The 17789-nt window shown below is 70.8% G+C and carries 19 protein-coding genes; 12 read left to right on the top strand and 7 right to left on the bottom strand.

Annotated features, from left to right (window positions below; genetic code table 11):
• Nucleotides 1-16 precede the first annotated feature (16 nt).
• The 8 genes from KCH48_RS32545 to KCH48_RS32510 all read left to right on the top strand — a co-directional run bounded on the left by KCH48_RS32545 (nt 17) and on the right by KCH48_RS32510 (nt 4967).
• A complete protein-coding gene (locus KCH48_RS32545; protein ID WP_210579640.1) occupies nt 17-373 on the top strand; it encodes a PRC-barrel domain-containing protein in 357 nt (118 codons plus the stop codon).
• 31 nt (nt 374-404) lie between these two features.
• Entirely contained in the window at nt 405-578 is a 174-nt protein-coding gene (locus KCH48_RS32540) for a hypothetical protein (protein ID WP_210579942.1), read from the top strand.
• Between the two features lie 67 nt (nt 579-645).
• A complete protein-coding gene (locus KCH48_RS32535) occupies nt 646-1116 on the top strand; it encodes a DUF5990 family protein (RefSeq protein ID WP_246886218.1) in 471 nt (156 codons plus the stop codon).
• A 372-nt stretch (nt 1117-1488) separates the two neighbouring features.
• The gene (locus KCH48_RS32530; protein ID WP_030224351.1) at nt 1489-1692 is read left to right on the top strand and encodes a cold-shock protein; all 204 of its coding nucleotides are present in this window, start codon (nt 1489-1491) and stop codon (nt 1690-1692) included.
• Nucleotides 1693-1934: 242 nt separating this feature from the next.
• Nucleotides 1935-3434, top strand: a complete 1500-nt coding sequence (locus KCH48_RS32525) for a DEAD/DEAH box helicase (protein WP_210579637.1) — start codon at nt 1935-1937, stop codon at nt 3432-3434.
• A 45-nt stretch (nt 3435-3479) separates the two neighbouring features.
• Nucleotides 3480-3758, top strand: a complete 279-nt coding sequence (locus tag KCH48_RS32520) for a hypothetical protein (protein WP_210579634.1) — start codon at nt 3480-3482, stop codon at nt 3756-3758.
• A 47-nt stretch (nt 3759-3805) separates the two neighbouring features.
• Nucleotides 3806-4117 (top strand): SCO5918 family protein, encoded by a 312-nt coding sequence (locus KCH48_RS32515; protein ID WP_210579627.1) that lies wholly within the window; start codon nt 3806-3808, stop codon nt 4115-4117.
• Nucleotides 4118-4625: 508 nt separating this feature from the next.
• A complete protein-coding gene (locus tag KCH48_RS32510; RefSeq protein WP_210579625.1) occupies nt 4626-4967 on the top strand; it encodes a MerR family transcriptional regulator in 342 nt (113 codons plus the stop codon).
• 16 nt (nt 4968-4983) lie between these two features.
• Here KCH48_RS32510 and KCH48_RS32505 read toward each other — a convergent pair whose 3' ends face one another.
• The 4 genes from KCH48_RS32505 to KCH48_RS32490 are packed head-to-tail and all read right to left on the bottom strand — an operon-like array spanning nt 4984 to nt 9056.
• Nucleotides 4984-6579 carry a VWA domain-containing protein gene (locus KCH48_RS32505; RefSeq protein ID WP_210579623.1) on the bottom strand — a complete coding sequence of 532 codons (1596 nt, stop codon included), beginning with the start codon at nt 6577-6579 and terminating at the stop codon, nt 4984-4986.
• 20 nt (nt 6580-6599) lie between these two features.
• A complete protein-coding gene (locus KCH48_RS32500) occupies nt 6600-7790 on the bottom strand; it encodes an AAA family ATPase (RefSeq protein ID WP_210579621.1) in 1191 nt (396 codons plus the stop codon).
• 2 nt (nt 7791-7792) lie between these two features.
• Nucleotides 7793-8551, bottom strand: coding sequence for a L,D-transpeptidase (locus KCH48_RS32495; RefSeq protein ID WP_210579611.1), 759 nt, complete (start codon nt 8549-8551; stop codon nt 7793-7795).
• A complete protein-coding gene (locus tag KCH48_RS32490; protein ID WP_210579609.1) occupies nt 8541-9056 on the bottom strand; it encodes a SigE family RNA polymerase sigma factor in 516 nt (171 codons plus the stop codon). Before KCH48_RS32490 ends, KCH48_RS32495 begins: the two co-directional genes overlap by 11 nt.
• A gap of 101 nt (nt 9057-9157) precedes the next feature.
• Here KCH48_RS32490 and KCH48_RS32485 point away from each other — a divergent pair, with 101 nt between their 5' ends.
• Nucleotides 9158-10261 carry a sigma factor-like helix-turn-helix DNA-binding protein gene (locus tag KCH48_RS32485; RefSeq protein WP_210579608.1) on the top strand — a complete coding sequence of 368 codons (1104 nt, stop codon included), beginning with the start codon at nt 9158-9160 and terminating at the stop codon, nt 10259-10261.
• 160 nt (nt 10262-10421) lie between these two features.
• Entirely contained in the window at nt 10422-12074 is a 1653-nt protein-coding gene (locus KCH48_RS32480) for a transglycosylase domain-containing protein (protein WP_210579930.1), read from the top strand.
• An 11-nt stretch (nt 12075-12085) separates the two neighbouring features.
• On the opposite strand, the gene KCH48_RS32475 is transcribed toward KCH48_RS32480, so the two are convergent.
• Both KCH48_RS32475 and KCH48_RS32470 read right to left on the bottom strand, forming a co-directional pair.
• Nucleotides 12086-12844, bottom strand: a complete 759-nt coding sequence (locus tag KCH48_RS32475) for an ABC transporter permease (RefSeq protein WP_210579606.1) — start codon at nt 12842-12844, stop codon at nt 12086-12088.
• Nucleotides 12841-13782: an ATP-binding cassette domain-containing protein gene (locus KCH48_RS32470; protein WP_307841008.1), complete on the bottom strand. Its 942-nt coding sequence runs from the start codon at nt 13780-13782 to the stop codon at nt 12841-12843. The genes KCH48_RS32475 and KCH48_RS32470 overlap by 4 nt, the downstream gene beginning before the upstream one ends.
• A gap of 213 nt (nt 13783-13995) precedes the next feature.
• Here KCH48_RS32470 and KCH48_RS32465 point away from each other — a divergent pair, with 213 nt between their 5' ends.
• Nucleotides 13996-15639 carry a serine/threonine-protein kinase gene (locus KCH48_RS32465; RefSeq protein ID WP_210579603.1) on the top strand — a complete coding sequence of 548 codons (1644 nt, stop codon included), beginning with the start codon at nt 13996-13998 and terminating at the stop codon, nt 15637-15639.
• A gap of 361 nt (nt 15640-16000) precedes the next feature.
• The gene (locus tag KCH48_RS32460) at nt 16001-16702 is read left to right on the top strand and encodes a DUF2637 domain-containing protein (protein WP_210579600.1); all 702 of its coding nucleotides are present in this window, start codon (nt 16001-16003) and stop codon (nt 16700-16702) included.
• Between the two features lie 2 nt (nt 16703-16704).
• Here the strand turns inward: KCH48_RS32460 and KCH48_RS32455 are convergent, their stop codons facing one another.
• A complete protein-coding gene (locus KCH48_RS32455; protein WP_246886246.1) occupies nt 16705-17475 on the bottom strand; it encodes a zinc ribbon domain-containing protein in 771 nt (256 codons plus the stop codon).
• Nucleotides 17476-17789 lie beyond the last annotated feature (314 nt).

Raw genomic sequence — 17789 nt, 5'->3', positions numbered from 1 at the left:
GCAGACAGGGAGCAGCATGATCCGTTCAGCCGACATCCGCGAGTGGCGCAACCAGGACGTGGTCGACCTGAAGCGGCGCAAGATCGGCATGCTCGAAGCGATCTATGTGGACACCGCCACGGACGAACCGGCCATGGCCACGGTCCGGACCGGGCTGCTCGGCCGCCAGCGCCTGGTCTTCGTCCCCGTCGACGAGGCCGTCCTCGGGCCGGGCTACGTCCAGGTTCCGTACGCCAAGACGCAGGTACGCCAGGCTCCCGCGATCGGGACGGACGACGTACTCCCCGCCGAACAGGAGGAAGAGATCTTCCGGCACTACGACATGACGTACCGACCGGGCGCCACCGGCGAACGCCGACTCGCGCGCCGTTGACCACCCACACGCGGCAGAAGGAGGCGTTCGGGTGATGGTGCTGTTCCTGCTGCTCGTCCTCGTGGCCGTCGCCCTGGGCATCATCGGCGCGGCAGCGGACGGCCTGGGCTATCTGCTGGCCATCGGCATCGTGCTCTTCGTGGCCGATGTGGCCTTCTTCTCGGTACGAGCGTTCCGGCGTGCCAGGCGGCGCCCCATCCGCTGATGCCCCGACCCACCCCGGCTCGAGGCCGGCTGAGCTCTGCGGGGACGATGGCGGGATGATGGCCGCCATGCACGTCCGCATCGACGCCGTCGACCTGCCCGGCCTCACCCGCCCCGCGTCCGTCGACGGCACAGTCCCCGCGTACGGCAACATCCACGTCGCCGTGCAACGCCGCGACCGTCCCGCCGAGCTGCTGGAGCCGCAGCCGGGCGACGCGCCGTCCGCGACATGGACTCTGGAGTGCACCACGAGCGCCTCGCCGACCGGCACCGTGGTCAAGGGCCCCTACGTGCAGGACCGTCTGGGCAGGCGGTTCATCTACCTCTCCTGGGGCACGGTCGACGAGTCGGGCACTTTTACGATGTTCCGCCGCGCCAAGCTCATGCTCGACGTCATCCCCGCCGACGTCCTCACCGCCGCCGCACGCGACGGGCTGCTGGTCGGACGCCTCGGCCTCACCGACGCGCAGGGCGGTCCCCTGTGCGCACGCGTGGAGCCCCCGAACATCACCTGGACCGCCGGCAACCGGCCGATGTGACCTTTATTGCGATAGTGGGGTCGCGGCGTGTTCACCGCGGCCCCCCGCGTCGATGCCGACGGCAGCGCCCCAAGGCTCATCGTCCGAGGTCACAGCGGTGCGGCCGACCGTCCCCGGCAGGAACACTGCATCCGCGCGGAGCAATATCTGTAGCCGCGAAGTAAGAAATAGGTGCGGTGCACCGCGATTATTCCTCGGGCGCCGACCACAGTGGAAATTGTCGACCCCACAGGGCCGGTCGCACCATGCTAATGTCGATCTCAGTTGCAGGTGTGGTTGCCAGAGGGTTCATTTTCCGACGGGGTAATCAGCACGGCGACGCGGAATTCGCACAGTGCGGATTCCGGACTTCGTCTCCGAAGGAGAATTGACATGGCTACTGGCACCGTGAAGTGGTTCAACGCGGAAAAGGGCTTCGGCTTCATCGAGCAGGACGGCGGCGGCGCTGACGTCTTCGCCCACTACTCGAACATCGCCGCCCAGGGCTTCCGCGAGCTGCAGGAAGGCCAGAAGGTGTCCTTCGACATCGCGCAGGGCCAGAAGGGCCCGACGGCCGAGAACATCGTTCCCGCCTGACACCCGCAGCAACGCATACTTCGCAGCTGGGGCCCGCACCTAGGGGTGCGGGCCTCGGCTCGCTGCTTTTCAGGGCGCACGACGGGAAGGCTCCACCACATCACCGAACGGTGATGCATCCCCCGTCGATCCGATTCGGCGCCCATCATCACCGGCCCGTTCTCGTGATTCTCTGCGCCGTTCATTTTGCTGCGGAATTTCCTTGCTACGTGCCTACGTGCTCACATCGAGGAAGGTTCCGCTTGAACCGCGCACGCACCACCCGCACGACCCGTACCTACGACCGCTCCAGGGGTTCCGCCCCCACGCGCTCGGGAACGTCGTCGCGGCGTTCCACCGGCTACGACCGCCGACAGCCCGCACTCCAGGGCGAGTTCGCCCTGCCGGTGACGATCACGCCCGCGCTGCCCGCCGTCGAGTCGTTCGCCGACCTCGCCATGCCGGCGCCGCTGCTGGCCGCGCTCGGTCAGGAGGGCGTGACCATACCGTTCCCGATCCAGGGCGCGACCCTGCCGAACTCCCTCGCCGGACGTGACGTGCTCGGCCGCGGCCGTACCGGCTCGGGCAAGACCCTGGCCTTCGGCCTCGCTCTGCTGGCCCGTACCGCGGGCCGGCGTGCGCAGCCGCGACAGCCGCTCGCCCTGGTCCTCGTCCCCACCCGCGAGCTGGCCCAGCAGGTGACCGACGCGCTCACCCCGTACGCCCGCTCCGTGCAGCTGCGGCTGGCGACGGTGGTCGGCGGGATGTCCATCGGCAGGCAGGCCGGTGCGCTGCGGGCCGGAGCCGAGGTCGTCGTCGCGACGCCGGGGCGGCTCAAGGACCTCATCGACCGGGGCGACTGCCGACTGGACGCCGTCACCATCACCGTCCTCGACGAGGCCGACCAGATGGCCGACATGGGCTTCATGCCCCAGGTCACCGCCCTGCTCGACCAGGTGCGCCCCGAAGGGCAGCGGATGCTCTTCTCCGCCACCCTGGACCGCAACGTCGACCGGCTGGTCCGCCGCTACCTGTCCGACCCGGTGGTCCACTCCGTCGACCCGTCGGCGGGCGCGGTCACCACGATGGAGCACCACCTGCTCCACGTGAACGAAGCGGACAAGTACCAGACGACCACCGAGATCGCGGCGCGGGACGGCCGGGTGATCATGTTCCTGGACACCAAGCACGCCGTGGACCGGCTGACGAAGCACCTGCTCAGCAGCGGCGTCCGCGCCGCGGCTCTGCACGGGGGCAAGTCCCAGCCCCAGCGCACCCGGACCCTCGCCCAGTTCAAGACCGGACATGTGACGGTCCTGGTGGCGACCAACGTCGCGGCCCGGGGCATCCATGTCGACAACCTCGACCTGGTCGTCAACGTGGATCCGCCGAGCGACCACAAGGACTACCTGCACCGCGGCGGCCGTACCGCCCGCGCCGGCGAGTCCGGCAGCGTCGTCACCCTCGTGACACCCAGCCAGCGTCGCGGCATGAGCCGGCTGATGGCTTCGGCCGCCATCACCCCGCAGATCACCTCGGTACGTTCGGGTGAAGCGGAACTGAGCCGCATCACCGGCGCCCAGGCCCCTTCCGGTGTCCCGGTCGTCATCACAGCACCGCCCGCGGCACGTCCCGCCCGCGCCGGCTCTTCCGGCGCTCCCTCGTCCCGCAGCCGCCGCGGCCGTCCCGCCCGGGGGCGCTCCGCTGGTGAAGCGGGGCGGCGCAGGACGCAGCAGCCGTCCGCCTTCGGCCCGGCGGCGTAGTCGCCGCGACCTCGAACATTCACCCTTCTCCGACGGAGGCAGCATTTGACACCGGTTCAGGCACAGCAACTGCGGACGGACCGCTCCCCCATCGCCTCCGCGGTCGAAGGCATGGACGCGTCCGGACCCCGGGTCGGGGACGACATGACCGTCGAGGTCGCCCTGTCCCTCATGGCCGGTGCTCGTGTGGAGTTCCTCGTCCTGTGCGACGGGGACGACCAGTACACGGGCTCGGTCACCCGGGCCGAACTCGTCGCTCACCGCGGCAGTTCCACGTACACGGACCGGATCCGTCTACAGGACGTCCTCACCCTCTCCCGCTGATCGACCCGCCTCGGTCAGTCCGTTCTCCTTCTCCCCTGAGGGGCATCATGCGCTGTGTCATCGCCCGGTACCCGTTCGACCTGACCAAGAGCGGAGTGCTGGCCTCCATGAAGGGCGTCACGCCCGAGCTCATCACGGGTGAGTCCGTGACCATCGGCCGCCGTCGCTACCCCGTCAAGCAGGTGGGCCAGGTGCTCACCCGACAGGACCCCCGCGACTTCACCGGCGGCGAAGTCGTCCGGGCCATGACCGGCCTCGGCTTCACCTGCCACGCCCGTCTGGAGGCCGAGCCCGTGCCGGTCCCCACCGCGGTCCAGACCGCGTCGGCACTGCTCGGCTCCGCATCCCTGGACGTATGAGAACGGGCGGGAAACCGCCATCAGATCCCGATGAGGGCCCTGCCGACGCGCGTCGGCAGGGCCCTCATCGTTGTCCTGCCGTCGTCCTGCCGTCCGTTCCCCTGGAGATCTGATCCCCCGGACAGCTGAAATCTACTCTTGTCAGAGTAGACATTGGGCTCCGTCGCGGTTAGCCTTCTTCTCGTAGACACGGTCAAGTGAGTCCCGGCAGACACGAACTGCCGGGAAGCAAGTGGTAGTTGGTTCAGAGTGATCAGAGGAAGGACGGAGGAGCAGACGCCATCAGGATCGCCCGGCCGAGCAGCACCGGTCCGGGTACCGCAAGACTCCGGATTGGAAGGTGGTCCCCGGTCACGCAGCCGCGATCCCCGCACTCCCTTCTGCAGGGCTGGTAGCGGAAACAGAAGGTCGGCAGAGCATGAGGGCCGACAGATGGTGTTCAATTTCCTTCGGGGCCCTGGTGCCGTACGGCACCAGGGCCCCTCGACGCGTTGTACTACGAGGTGACATGACAGCAGATACCCCTCTCAGTGGTCGTCTGGACGACGACGACTACCCCGCCTACACGATGGGCCGGGCCGCCGAGATGCTCGGCACCACCCCGGCCTTCCTACGAGCCATCGGCGAGGCTCGTCTGATCACTCCGCTGCGCTCGGAGGGCGGACACCGCCGGTACTCCCGCTACCAGCTGCGGGTCGCCGCGCGCGCCCGCGAACTCGTCGACAAAGGCACCCCGATCGAGGCCGCCTGCCGCATCGTCATCCTTGAGGACCAACTCGAGGAAGCCCAACGCATCAACGCCGAGTACCGCCGCCGCGCCGGGCACGAGGCGCACGGCAGTACCGGCTGAACGTGTCGCAGCCGGGTCAGATCACGCGGAAGAGATCCGCGGCGGCGTGGACGTCGGTGAGGTCGTTGATGGAGCGGAGGTTGTCGCAGAGGGCGTGGAGGACGGAGTCGGAGGCGGCGACGCGTGGGGTGCCGACGGCGATGCCGAAGAGGCGGAAGTCCAGGAGGTGCTTGGCGTCGTTCCAGTCGCGCGTCCACTGCTCGGTGACGCCGCAGTCGTCGTCGGTGAGGATCACGATGTCGCCGCGTGTGCGGGTGGCGTCGTTGAACTCGTCCCGCAGGAGTTCCGAGGCGGCTGTCAGGGGGCGCTGGTAGCTGGTGCCGCCGCCCAGGAAGGTCTCCGCGAAGTCGAGGGTCCGGGTGATGTCGGCGGGTTGGTCGGCCGGGAAGCGGAAGATCTGGAGCTTGTCGGCGGCGGAGAACAGGATGCCGACGAAGTCGCGCCCCGCCTGGCGGGCCTGGTCCAGCAGGGCCAGGGCGCAGGCCTTGGCCCACGCCTCCCGGGTGATTCCGCCGGGCCCCGCCTCGTACATGGAGTGGGAGGTGTCCACGCACGCGATGACGGCGCCCTGGCCGGTGGTCTGCTCGCCCTGGCTGTCGTAGAGCATCAGCTCCCCGGCGGCGTAGCGCGCGGCGAACACCGCACGCAGTTCGGGCAGGCCGAGGCTCGCCAGCTCGGAGGGGATGACGCGGGAGAGGTCGTCGCCGAGCGTGACGCCGATCAGTTCACCGGCGGTGTTCTCCACCTTGCGGGCGCGCTCGCCGCTCGCCATCTGCCGGAAACGGCCGATCAGTTCGGCCCACTGGGCGAGACGGCCGGTGCGCAGCCGCTCGGCGAGCCGGGCGCGCTGCTCGAACGGCATCCGCTCCAGCTCACCGGCACCGACACCCCACGCCCGCATCAGCGTCGCCTCTCCCCGCACCGCCTCGACGGCCTGCGCCGCGGCGTTCCGCGCGACGGCACGGATGCCGGGGACCGCCGCCGCCCCGAGGGCCTGCGCCGGCGCCGCCTCCCGCGCGGCGGCTTCCGCGGCCTCTGTCGCCCGTTGTACGGCGTCGGCGTCCGAGCGTGACACCGTGCCGTCCTCGTCGGCCCCGTCCGCGGCCTGCTGGAGCGCCTCGTCCATGGCGGCCCGCTGGGCCTTCTTCGCCTGCTCGGCCCGTTCCCGGGCGTCGCGGGAGCGGTCCAGCATCCCGCGCAGCGCGGCGGCCTGGGCGAGTACGGCCATGGCGGCGGCGTAGGGGTCGCCGGCCGTCTCCCGGTGCAGTTCCGCGAACTCCGGTGACTCCATCAGTGCGGTGACGACCTGGTGGTTGACCAGCCGGGAGGGGTCCATCTCCGTGCGTTCGCGCACGCGCGGCCCAACCTTGTACGCGGCCAGGAACACGTCGGTCAGGAGGTCTGTGGCGGTGTCGTCGTAGCGCTGGATCAGTTCGTCGGCCAGGTCGCGCAGTCCGGCCGACTGGTCGTAGGTGTCGCGCCAGGTGAAGCGGTCGAAGCGGTCCGCGACCACGGCCGCGGTGTGCCGCTCGGGAGAGGTGGTGGGCAGGCCGTCCAGCCAGTTCCCGGCTCGGCTCGCCAACTCGTCGAGTGTGCGGGGTGTGTTGGCCATGGTCCTGATTCCCCCGGCGCTCAGATCTGGGCCTGCACCATGCTCGCGTCCACGCCTAGGGCCTCGGTGAGGACGCGGGCGCGGACGGCGCGTTGGCGGGCGGTGACCCGGTCGATGGCGGTGGTGGAGCGGCCGGCGGTCACCGCCTCCTCGCGCAGTTTCTCCAGTCGCTTGCCCGCGGTGGCGAGTTGGTTGTGGGCCTTCTTGATGACCCACTCGCTCAGCGCCTCGCGGGACTGCCCGGCCATGGCGTCGAGCTGGGCCTCCAACTCGTCGACGACATCGGCCAGGTCGAGCGCCTCCTTGGCGTCCGGGTTGACCAGGTGCAGCACCTCGCGCTCGACGGTGGGGCGCTGCGCGGGGGAGTCCCACAGCACATGGGTCAGCACCGACAGGTCGTTCTCGGCGACCGCCGGGCGCCCGTCGAGGTACGCGGACGCCTGGAGCAGGCCCACCGCCTGCCGCCAGCGGCGGTCGGAGACGACGAGTTCCTTGCGGCGCAGGGAAGCCCGCAGCGTGCATACGGTGTCCACGATCGCGTCGGAGACGTCCACGGCGGGGACGGCCTCGGTCACGGCGTGCTGCAACGCGGCCAGTTCGACGGTGGTCCGGGTCGGTGGAGCGGGGCGGCTGACGGCGGAGCGGACCAGCGCGGCGAAGTTGGAGGGGTCCTCCAGGTAGCCGACCTCGATGCGGACCAGCAGACGGTCGTAGATCGCGGCGGAATCCTCCGCGCTGGGCAGTTCGTTGCTGGCCGTGATGGCTCCGATCAGCGGGCAGCGGATCGGCTCGCCGCCGCTCTCGGGGTGGTAGATCCGCTCGTTGAGGTAACCCAGCGTCTCGTTCAGCGCCGCCGTGGAGCACTTGAAGATCTCGTCGATGAACGCGATGTGCGCGGTGGTGGCGCGGCCGTCGTAGACCTGGCGGTACTCACCCCGGGCCAGCGCGGCGACGTCGATGGGGCCGAACATCCTTGTCGGCGCGGTGAACTTCGACAGCAGGATCTCCCAGTACGACGCCCCCTCGACCCGGCCGGTCAGCTCCCGGGCCATCTCCGACTTCGCCGTTCCGGGCGGGCCCAGCACCAGGGAGTGCTGTCCGGCCAGCAGGGTCACCACCAGGGTCCGCACCACGTCGGCCCGCTCGTAGAAACGGTCGGACAGCTCGTCGCTGATCGCCCGCAGGAGCTTGGCCGTGTGCTGCGCGTCCATGTTCAACTCCCTTCCTGTTCTGCCCTGTTGGGCCGGGCGGGAACGGTGCGCGGGAGTTTCGGTGTGGCGGCCGGCCTGCCTGCGGACGCCGAGCCGGTGACCGAGAAGGAGCTGCCGGTCTTCACGCTGGTGAAGAACCACTTGGCGTCGGCCGCGTCCAGACTGATCCAGCCGCTGGTGGTGTCGTACTTGCCGATGCCCTTCGTCTCGTAGGCGAGGATCGCGCCTACGTAGAACGGCTGGTCGTCGGCATCGCGGAGTTCGACGGCGAGCGAGACGTCCGTGTTGTAGCGGGTTCCGTCGGTCGGGTTGGTGACGGGCAGAACCGTGTTGTCGAGCTTCCTGTACACGGTCAGCGGTCCCACCGGCTTCGGGCTGCCGGCGACGCTCGACGTAATCGTCATGACCCGGTCCCCGACGGCCAGGGTGCTCCGGTCGAGGTCGACCTTGCCGACGGTGGGCATGACAGAGGTCGCCTCACGGGAGGTGGCAGGGGGCGGTGACGGGACGGCCGGCGTGGCGGCCGGGACCTGGCGGTGGTTCTCCTCCCCCGCGCGGTCCAGGGTCAGTGCGAAGGCCACCAGGGCGAGGGCGGCCGTACCCGCGGCCAGCGTGCCTGCCCTGCGGCGGCGCACCCGGCGGACGGCACGACCGCGGACCTCGGCGCCGGAGAGAGCCGGAGGGGTCTCGCGTTCCTCGGCGAACTCGTGGAGCGCGGTGGAGAGTTCGGCGGACGACTGGGTAAAGCGTTCATCCGACACGGCCGCTCTCCTTCCGAACCGGTTCGGCAGCCTCGTCCACGGCCAAATGCTTCGCCAGCGCCGCCCTCCCCCTGGCCAGTCTGGCCTTGACCGTCCCCACGGGCGCACCCGTCTCGGAGGCTACCTGCTCGACACTCAGGTCACACAGATGGTGCAGGACGATCGCCATCCGCTGCACCTTGGGCAATTGGCGCAACGCCGCCACGAGCGCCGTGCGGTCGGGGCCGGGTCCCGGCGTGAACTCGGGCGGCGGCGTACGGCGCACCAGTTCCAGCCAGCGCTTGGCCCGGCGCCAACGGCTGACCGCCAGCCGCATGGCCACCGTGCGTATCCACGCCTCGGGTGCCTCGTCCGCGAGGAAGCTGTTGCGCCGGCTCCAGGCCCGTACGAACGCCTCCTGGACCACTTCCTGCGCCTCCTCGCGATCCCCGGTGAACGCGGCGAGCTGGCCGGTCAGCCGGGGAAACGTGGCCGCGTAGAAAGCGTCGAACTCTTCGTCCGTCATACCCCCACCGGAGTTTTGGATTCCATGCAACCTGGCCGCCCCAGTGGTGCGTACAGGTCCCATAGGTCGCGTACATCGGAACACGCCCCACAGGAAAGACGATGAACTCGAGTCTCCGGATCCACTGGCCCGCTCACGGCCCCCGCATCGGCTTCGCCGCGTACGCGCGTGCGGGCCGGTCCCGGCTGGTCGGCACCGCGCTGCTGCTCTGCGGCGATCCCCGCGAAGCGGCGGAGCTGGTGCGGAACACGCTGGTGGGGGTGTGTGCGCGGTGGCGCCGGATACCGCGGGACGACGTGGACTTCTATGTACGGCGCTCCCTCGTCCGGGAGTATCTGCGCCGGGTGCGACGCCGCCGCAAGGCCCCGGGCCTGGAGGGGTTGGGGGCGCTGACCGCGCGGCAGCGGGCCGTGCTGGTGATGCTGCACTGGGAGGGCCTGGGCGAGACGGAGGTCGCCCAGACGCTGGGGTGTTCGGCCGGGGCGGTCAGGAGCCATGCCCGGCGCGGGCTGGCGGCCCTTGGGGGAGATGCCGAGCGGCTGCGGGGTCTCTTCGCGGAAGCCGCCGAAGTCGCCGACGGTCTCGCCCCGTTCGCCGTGCAGCTCGGTGCCATCGAGCAGCGTGGCCGGGTCCTGCGCCGCCGCCGTGTCGGCGTGATCGCGGCCGTCTGCGTGCTGCTGCTCGTCCCGGCCGCCCTGTTCGCGACCGACCGGATCGGGGGCGCCGGCAGCGCATCCGGGTCGGGCGCCCAGGCTGTCGGCATGGCGTCGAGTCCCATAAGGATCGTCGCGCCCGGCGAGCGGGTGGAGGCCGTGCCGGGCGTGCAGGTCTGGCTGACCGCCGACGGGCGGCACTGGTCGACGGCGCAGGGGCCCAACCAGTTCCGGCGTCTTCCCGAGGCCGGCTCCGAGAGCCGGCAGCCGGGTGTGTCGGTGCGGCCGGAGCCGGTGAAGGGGGCGTACTTCCTGTCGGGCCTCTACTACGGCTTGTCCGCCGACCCGGCTCGTGTCGCGGTGACCGTCGACGGCCGTGAAGTCACCGGCAGCGTCCTCACGTTGGCGGGCAACCCCGGCTGGGGCGTCTGGTACGCGCGCACACCGCTGCCGACGGCCGAGCTGAAGGCGAGCTATGTCGAGGGAGGTCCGATGGTCACGGTGTACGACGCGGCCGGCCAGGTCGTCGCGCGGTCCGGCGGCGACGAGTGAAGCGCCCGATGTCCAGGAATCGCCCCTCACTTCTGAAAGGCCACCCGTGCACGAACCACCTGCCGCTCAGGAAACGCCCGCCCCACCGGAGGACCGGACCGGTGCGAGTGGCCGGACTCGGCGGTGGGGGAAACGCCCGGCCGGCTCGCACCGCCTCAACCTGCGCATCCCGCTCCGCCTCCGCCTCCGCCGCACGCGAGGCCGGCTGCTGCGCCGGCTGAGCGTCGTCTTCGTGGCGCTGACCGCGGCGCTGTGCACGGCCGCGGTGGTCGCGTACCAGCTGACGGAGATTCCCGAGCCGCATCCGGAGACCGTCACTCAGAGCACGGTGTTCATCGACGACAAGGGCTCCTATCTGGGCCGGCGCGGTCCCGTCGACCGCCAGGAGGTGCCTCTGTCACAGGTCCCGCGGTACGTCCAGGACGCGGTGATCGCGGCCGAGAACCGCTCGTTCCGTACGGACAACGGCGTCTCGCCGCGCGCCGTCGCCCGCGCGGTGGTGGCCTCGCTGACCGGCGGGGCGCCGCAGGGCGGCTCCACCATCACCCAGCAGTACGTGAAGAACGCGCTGCTGAGCCCGGAGCAGACGCTGTCACGCAAGGCACGCGAGGCGCTGATCGCGATCAAGCTCGACCGCACCCGCACCAAGGACGAGATCCTGGAGGGCTATCTCAACACCGTGTACTTCGGCCGGGGCGCCGCCGGCATCCAGGCCGCCGCACGCAACTACTTCGATGTCGACACCCGGGACCTGACGGTCTCGCAGGCCGCCGCCCTGGCATCGATCGTCAACATCCCCTCGTACTACGAGAAGGCGGGCTCGGATCCCAAGGTGACCGCGAAGCTCAGGGACCGCTGGGAGTGGGTGCTCGACGCGATGGCGGCGAGCGGCGACATCACGGCGAAGCAGCGCGCCGAGGCCGCCTTTCCGGCGTTCCGCTTCTATCCGCCGGGGACGACCGAGGGGCAGCGGCAGTACATGATCGACGTGGCCGCGGAGGAGGCCGCCGACCGGCTCGGCATCACCGAGGACCAGCTGGCGCGCGGCGGATACACCGTGCACACCACCTTCGACCTGGCTCTCCAGGACGCCACCACCGAGTTGGTGAAGGACCTCAAGGGCCGAAAGGGCACCCGGCTGCACACCGCCGTCGTGGCGATCGAACCCGGCGACGGGGCGGTGCGGCTGCTGTACGGGGGGTCGGACTACGCCCGGCAGCCGTTCAACGACGCGGTGGGCGGCGCGGTGGAGGCGGGGGCGGCGCTGGAGCCCTTCGGCAAGGTCCTGTTCGGCACACCGCTGGTCACGCTGCCGAAGACCCCGGCGCCCACCCCGCTGAAGCTGGCCTCGGCGTACGCGACCGTGGCGGCGGACGGGGTGTACGCGGCTCCGTACACGGTCTCGAAGATCACCCGGGACGGGCGGGACGTCTACACCGCACGGCCCGACCCACAGCGAGCGCTGGACGAAGGGGACGCGTTCATGGTGAAGGCCCAGATGTACGGGAGCACGAAGATTCCCCGAGAGGCAGCGGTGTCCCACGGGATGGTGCCCCCCTTCGATCCCGCCGCCCGGAAGACGTCGCCGGTCTTCTTCACGGCCGGAGCGGGCGGCGGGATCACCCGCCGGACCGTGTGGTCCACCGCGCTGGACTCCCGGCTCACCCTGACGCTCGCCCTCTTCGCCGACCGACCCGGTGAGAAGAAGAACACGACCGTCCCCGCCCAGCTCCCGAACGATCCGCCGCCGACCGAGTCCGCGGAGCAGACCGCGACGCAGATCTGGCGGCTGGCCACAACGGGGGTGCGCTAGGGCCACGTTCATCAGATGTCGCGGACGCAAAGGGCGGTGTGGCCCGCGATGACGACACCCGCCGCGGCCATGGCCAGGACGCCCAGCCCTAGCCCGGGGGCGACCGTCCCGTCGGCCGGGATCACGGTGTAGGCGGCCTGGCCTGCGGTGACGGGCCAGTACCGGGCGAACCAGTCGCCGATCGCGCCCGGCAGGCCCGGAGCGATGGCGGGGACGAGGAGAGTCGCGCCGACGAGCACGCCGAGACTCCCGGCGGTGGACCGCGTCAGCACGCCGACGGCCACCCCGATGAGGGCGATGAGCGCCAGATAGACCGTGCCGCCGACCATCGCGCCCAGGACACCGGGATCGCCGACGCCCGCGGCGGGGAGACCGGCGCCGCTCACCATCACCTGTACGGCCGTGAAGCTGACGAGCGTCGTGACGAGACCGGTGGCGAGCGCGACGGCCGCCACGACGGCGGTCTTCGCGGCGAGCAGCCGGGACCGCGACGGTACGACGGTGAGGCTGGTGCCGATCGTTCCGGTGGCGTACTCGGACGTGACGCCCAGCGCGCCGAGCATCCCGATGACGAGCTGTGCGAAGAGGAAGCCCTTGAAGGCGGTCGCGGTCGGATCCCAGTCGGCGGGCAGGTCGGCGGGAGACGTACCGAGGATGTCGGACGCTCCGAGCATGCTCAGGGCCGTACCGGCGGCGACGGTGCTCAGGGCCGCGATCCAGGTGCCGCGGACGCTGCGGAGCTTGGTCCATTCGGAGCGGAGGATGTTCATGCCGCGTGGCTTTCGTACTCGGTGACGTCATGGGTGAGCCGGAGGAAGACGTCCTCCAGGGATTCGCGGACCTGCGTCAGCTCGTTGAGGGCGATCCCCTCGACGGCGGCGATCTTGCCGACCGTGGACGAGTCGACGCCGGTGACGAGGAGACGAGGGCCTGCTGCGTGGTCGTATGCGATGCCCGCCCGGCTCAGGGCCCGCGCCAGTTCGTGGAGTGCCGCCGCCCGGACCACGACCGTCCGCGTCGTACGCGCCGCCACGAAGTCCTCGAGCGTCGACTCGGCGATGAGCCTGCCTTGTCCTACGACGATGAGGCTGTCCGCGGTCAGCTCCATCTCGGACATCAGATGGCTGGAGAACAGGACGGTGCGCCCCTCGGCGGCCAGATCGCGCATCAGGGTGCGCAGCCACCGGATGCCCTCGGGGTCCAGGCCGTTGAGCGGCTCGTCGAACACCAGCACCCCGGGATCGCCGAGCAGGGCCGCCGCGATGCCCAGGCGCTGCTGCATCCCCAGGGAGAACTCGCCCGCGCGGCGCGTGGCCGCGTCCGTCAGTCCTACGAGGTCCAGCACCTCGTCGACCCGTTTCCCGCCCAGGCCCGCCGTCCGGGCGAGGGCGAGGAGGTGGTCGGACGCGGTGCGCCGCGGATGGACCGCGCGGGCGTCCAGGAGCGCGCCGACCGTGCGGGCCGGGTCGGTGAGGTCGGTGATGTGGCGGCCGCCGATCGTGATGGTGCCCTGCGTGGGCCGGGTCAGCCCCAGCAGCATCCGCAGGGTCGTGCTCTTGCCGGCTCCGTTCGGCCCGACGAATCCGGTGACCACGCCGGGCTCCGCGGTGAAGGACAGCTCGCTCACCGCGATCTTGCTGCCGTATCGCTTGGTCAGGCCGTCCGCCCGGATCGACCTGGACGCCGACCGTTCCTCTTCAGCAGGCACGTGCGCCCCCTTTCAGCAGTCACGTGTGCGCCTTCCAAAAAGTAAACTACTGAGTGCGGTTTCAATGTGGCGTAAGGGTGGGCCGTGTTGTCGCCGACGGGGTCGACGCGTTCCTGCGCGCTTACCGCTGACCTCGCGCGCCGCGGGGCGGGGAGGCGCTCGCCGCCTCGGTGATCACAGCGGCAGAGATGTTGACATAGTCGGTTAGTGTGCATGGCGAAGTGGCGAGGGGGGCTGAGCAAGGCGGAGGAGAAGGCTGTGTCGGACGAGGGGCGGCTCGTCGCCGGGCGGTACCGGCTCGTCGAGCGCGTCGGCCGCGGCGGCATGGGCACGGTGTGGCGGGCCGAGGACGAGGTGCTCGCCCGGCAGATCGCGCTCAAGCAGCTCCACACGCAGCCGCATCTGTCCGACGCCGAGGTCGCCACGCTGTACGAGCGCACCCGCCGCGAGGCGCGCAGCGCCGCCCGGGTCGTCCACCCCAACGTGGTCGTCGTGCACGACGTCGTCGAGGACGACGGCCGGCCCTGCATCGTCATGGAGTACGTCCCCGCGCCCACCCTCGGCGATTTCCTCAAGGGTGGCCGGACCCTGCCGCCCGAGGAGGCGGCGCGGATCGGCCTCGGCATGATCGCCGCCGTACGGGCCGCGCACGCCGCCGGTGTCCTGCACCGCGACATCAAGCCCGGCAACGTCCTGCTCGGCGCCGGAGGCCGGATCGTCCTGACCGACTTCGGCATCGCGCAGACCGCCGGGACGTCGACGCTCACGCAGACCGGGGAGATGGTCGGCTCCATCGACTTCATGGCCCCGGAGCGGATCCGCGGCCAGAAACCCGGCCCTTCCTCCGACCTGTGGTCGCTGGGCGCGACGCTGTACCAGGCGGTCGAGGGACGTCCGCCGTACCGCCGCGACACCCCCATGGAGACCGCGTACGCCATCGCCGTCGAGCCCTTCACGCCGATGCGGCAGGCCGGTCCGCTGGAACCGCTCATCGAGATCCTGCTGTCCCGGAACCCCGAGGACCGGCCCACGGCGGAGCAGACGGAACGAGCCCTGCGGGCCACCTGGTCCGGCGGGCCGACGGCCACGGTGTCCACCGCCGTCGCCCAGGAGGTCCGGGTCGGCGCCCCGGACACGGCACGGACGTCTCCGACATCCCCGGGTCCCCGTACGTCCGCGACATCCCCGGCTCCCTCTACGTCCGCGACCGCGCCGCCTCCGCCCGCGCCGCCCTCACCGCCGGAAGACAGCGCTCGGGGCCGCAAACGGGTCTCGCGCGTCCTCGTGCCGGTGGCGGCCGTCCTGGCCGTGGCCGCGGTGGGCGGCGCCCTCTACGTCACGTCGGACGACGGAGGCACGCCGGACGCCCGGCAGACCGGCGCCACGGCCGGCGCGCCGTCTGCCGCGCCCTCGCCCGTCCCCGACGGCTACCGCCTCGTCCACGACAGGCAACTCGGCGTCTCCTTCCCCGTGCCGGACGACTGGAAGCGGAAGAAGGCGGCGGGCGGCGAGGTCACCTACGCCGACCCGACCGGTCTGGCCGGCGTCACCGTCGGTGTGGTGGACCCCGCGGGCTCGCACCCCGTGGAGCACTTCAAGGACATCGAGGCGAACACCAAGGTCAACTACCCGACGTCGTACCGCAGGCTGCGCATGCAGAAGACGACGTTCCGCGACCAGCCGGCCGCGGTATGGGAGTTCACCTTCCAGGGCCGCGCCCGCGCCTTCCGCGCCATCGACCTCGGCTACGGCGCGGCGGGCGGCCGGGAGTACGACATCTACCTCTCGGCCCCGGACGCCCGATGGGACACGTACCGCCCCGTCTTCAACGCCGTGCGGGACGGGTTCCGGGAATGATCTCGAACTGCGGTCTCGAACTGCCACGCACGGATCTTCAGAATTTCAGTAACTCTGATTCTTAGTCCGATCCATAAATAATCGCCGCTGGCCAATATTCCCCCGAATGCCCGATGCCTAGCGCCCTGGGGCGCTCGTTAGGTGGACGTGACTTGGGAGGAAAGGCATGCAGAAGAGGCTCACCCGCACTGCTCGGACCTGTTCGAGGACTTCCTTGAAGCGATCAGCAGCATCAAAAGTGAATATCTGCGGGCTACGCTGGACGGGCTTGACACCGCCACCACGGTCCCCGCTCCAGCCCGAGGCTCACACTCCGGATGATCTGAACGAAACGTCCTGAGCCGGAGGAAGGAGTGGATCAATGGACAGGATTCAGGACGAGAACCTGCTCTATGCGGTGACGACCCAGAAGCCTGAGGACACTCAGCCGCTCGAGGCCCAGCACCTGTGGCAGCTCTCCGACCCCGGGATCCCGTCGGACGGCTGGGATCTGGACCAGGAGCTGGCGCAGATGCTCAGTACGACGCCCAGCGTGGATCCCGTCCCTCCCCCGCTGGACAGCCACCGGCGCCCACGCCGCCCGGTGAATCGACGCCGGCCGCGTCCGGGGATTCAGCTCTTCACCGGAAATCCGCGGGTGATCACCGTTGCGATCTTGGTGGCCATAATCACCATGTGCGCGGTGACGATGCTGTACTGGTCGATCTCCTATTCATATGACCAACTGCGCACCATCGCCCTGCTGGTGGTGTCCGAGAATTTGGCGCAATGGTGGCCGCTCACCGTGTACGGGCCGTGGCTGGTGGCCGGTTTATCGATCTTGCGGGCATCCGTTCAGCATCGCACCGCCCGGCGGTCATGGGTGGTGATGCTGATCTCCTCCGGCACGGCGGTCGCCCTGTGCATCGGCCAGTCCCCGCATTCTCTGCTCGCGATGGTCATCGTCGGGATTCCGCCGATCACCGCGCTGGTCTGTTTCCGTGAACTCGTCGGCCAGTTCTCGTCCCGGGGACCCAAGCACGCCGCGGACACGCTGAAGGGGCCCAAGCAGACACGGCCGTAGCGTCAGCCTCGCTGGAAGAACTCCACCTCCGCCAGGGCCAGATGACGACCCTGGGCGAGTCCGACGGCGGACCGCAGCACCAGCCGTACCTTCCGCACATCGCTGTACCCGGTCGCGATCGTCTGGTCACCCGGCTTGTCGCTGAGGGTGAGTTCCTTCTTGTGCGTGGTGCCGTCCTCCGCCGTCACCTCCAGGTCCACCTGGAGCGCGCGTGCCTGGAGGGCGTACTTCTGCGGCTCCTTGGACGCGCCGTTGGTGATGATCACGTCGACCAGCCGGAACGGCTTGCGGAAGGTGTACGTCACCGAGGCGCCCGTCGCGGGCGCGCCCCAGTAGCGGTTGCTCAGCCCGTCCGTGGTGTTCTTCGCCGGGTGCCCCGGCACCGACGCGCTCGCCTCGGTGCTCGCCGGCGTCACGGGCTTGGCCTTGCCCAGCTTGTCCCGGGTGTCCTCGATCAGGGCACGGCCGGCCGGCATCAGCAGGAAGCCGCCGGCGCACAGCGCCAGCACGACGAGCAGGATCACCAGGAACCGCGTCAGCCCGCCCGAACTCGCCCGCACCCGGCGCCGGAACGGCCACACCGTCCGCCACCACGGCAGCGGCGCGGGCTTCGCCGTGGGCCTCAACTCGGCCGCACAACGCCGGCAGAACCGGCGCTCCGGCAGATTCGGCGTCCCACACGCCGGACAGGGCACACCCGCCCCTTCGTCCGGCACGGCCACGGGCCGTACGACAGGACGCGCGGCCACCGGCTTCGCGGGGCGCACGGGCACGATGGCGTCCGGGTCCGATGACTCGGAGGCGGCGGGGGTACGGGGGCGGGGGATGCTCTGGGCGGGGGGAGCCGGGGCTGTTGGGGGAACGGGTGCTGTTGGAGGAACGGGTGGGGTGGTGGGGGGTGAGGGGGCGCGGGGCGCCGTTGGCCTCGGGGGGGGGGGGGGCGGGGGGGGGGGGGGGGGGGGGGGGGGGGGGGGGGGGGGGGGGGGGGGGGGGGGGGGGGGGGGGGGGGGGGGGGGGGGGGGGGGGGGGGGGGGGGGGGGGGGGGGGGGGGGGGGGGGGGGGGGGGGGGGGGGGGGGGGGGGGGGGG

Origin of the sequence: Streptomyces sp. GESEQ-4 (genome assembly GCF_017948455.1) — a bacterium.
In the GTDB taxonomy this organism is placed as follows: Bacteria; Actinomycetota; Actinomycetes; order Streptomycetales; family Streptomycetaceae; genus Streptomyces.
This window is presented reverse-complemented; position numbering and strand designations above follow the sequence as displayed.

Excerpts from the sequence above, each read along its gene's own strand:
- KCH48_RS32545 (WP_210579640.1), top strand. The coding sequence starts at position 17 with ATGATCCGTTCAGCCGACATCCGCGAGTGGCGCAACCAGGACGTGGTC.
- KCH48_RS32535 (WP_246886218.1), top strand. The coding sequence starts at position 646 with ATGCACGTCCGCATCGACGCCGTCGACCTGCCCGGCCTCACCCGCCCC.
- KCH48_RS32530 (WP_030224351.1), top strand. The coding sequence starts at position 1,489 with ATGGCTACTGGCACCGTGAAGTGGTTCAACGCGGAAAAGGGCTTCGGC.
- KCH48_RS32515 (WP_210579627.1), top strand. The coding sequence starts at position 3,806 with ATGCGCTGTGTCATCGCCCGGTACCCGTTCGACCTGACCAAGAGCGGA.
- KCH48_RS32510 (WP_210579625.1), top strand. The coding sequence starts at position 4,626 with ATGACAGCAGATACCCCTCTCAGTGGTCGTCTGGACGACGACGACTAC.
- KCH48_RS32505 (WP_210579623.1), bottom strand. The coding sequence starts at position 6,579 with ATGGCCAACACACCCCGCACACTCGACGAGTTGGCGAGCCGAGCCGGG.
- KCH48_RS32500 (WP_210579621.1), bottom strand. The coding sequence starts at position 7,790 with ATGGACGCGCAGCACACGGCCAAGCTCCTGCGGGCGATCAGCGACGAG.
- KCH48_RS32490 (WP_210579609.1), bottom strand. The coding sequence starts at position 9,056 with ATGACGGACGAAGAGTTCGACGCTTTCTACGCGGCCACGTTTCCCCGG.
- KCH48_RS32485 (WP_210579608.1), top strand. The coding sequence starts at position 9,158 with ATGAACTCGAGTCTCCGGATCCACTGGCCCGCTCACGGCCCCCGCATC.
- KCH48_RS32475 (WP_210579606.1), bottom strand. The coding sequence starts at position 12,844 with ATGAACATCCTCCGCTCCGAATGGACCAAGCTCCGCAGCGTCCGCGGC.
- KCH48_RS32465 (WP_210579603.1), top strand. The coding sequence starts at position 13,996 with ATGGCGAAGTGGCGAGGGGGGCTGAGCAAGGCGGAGGAGAAGGCTGTG.
- KCH48_RS32460 (WP_210579600.1), top strand. The coding sequence starts at position 16,001 with ATGGACAGGATTCAGGACGAGAACCTGCTCTATGCGGTGACGACCCAG.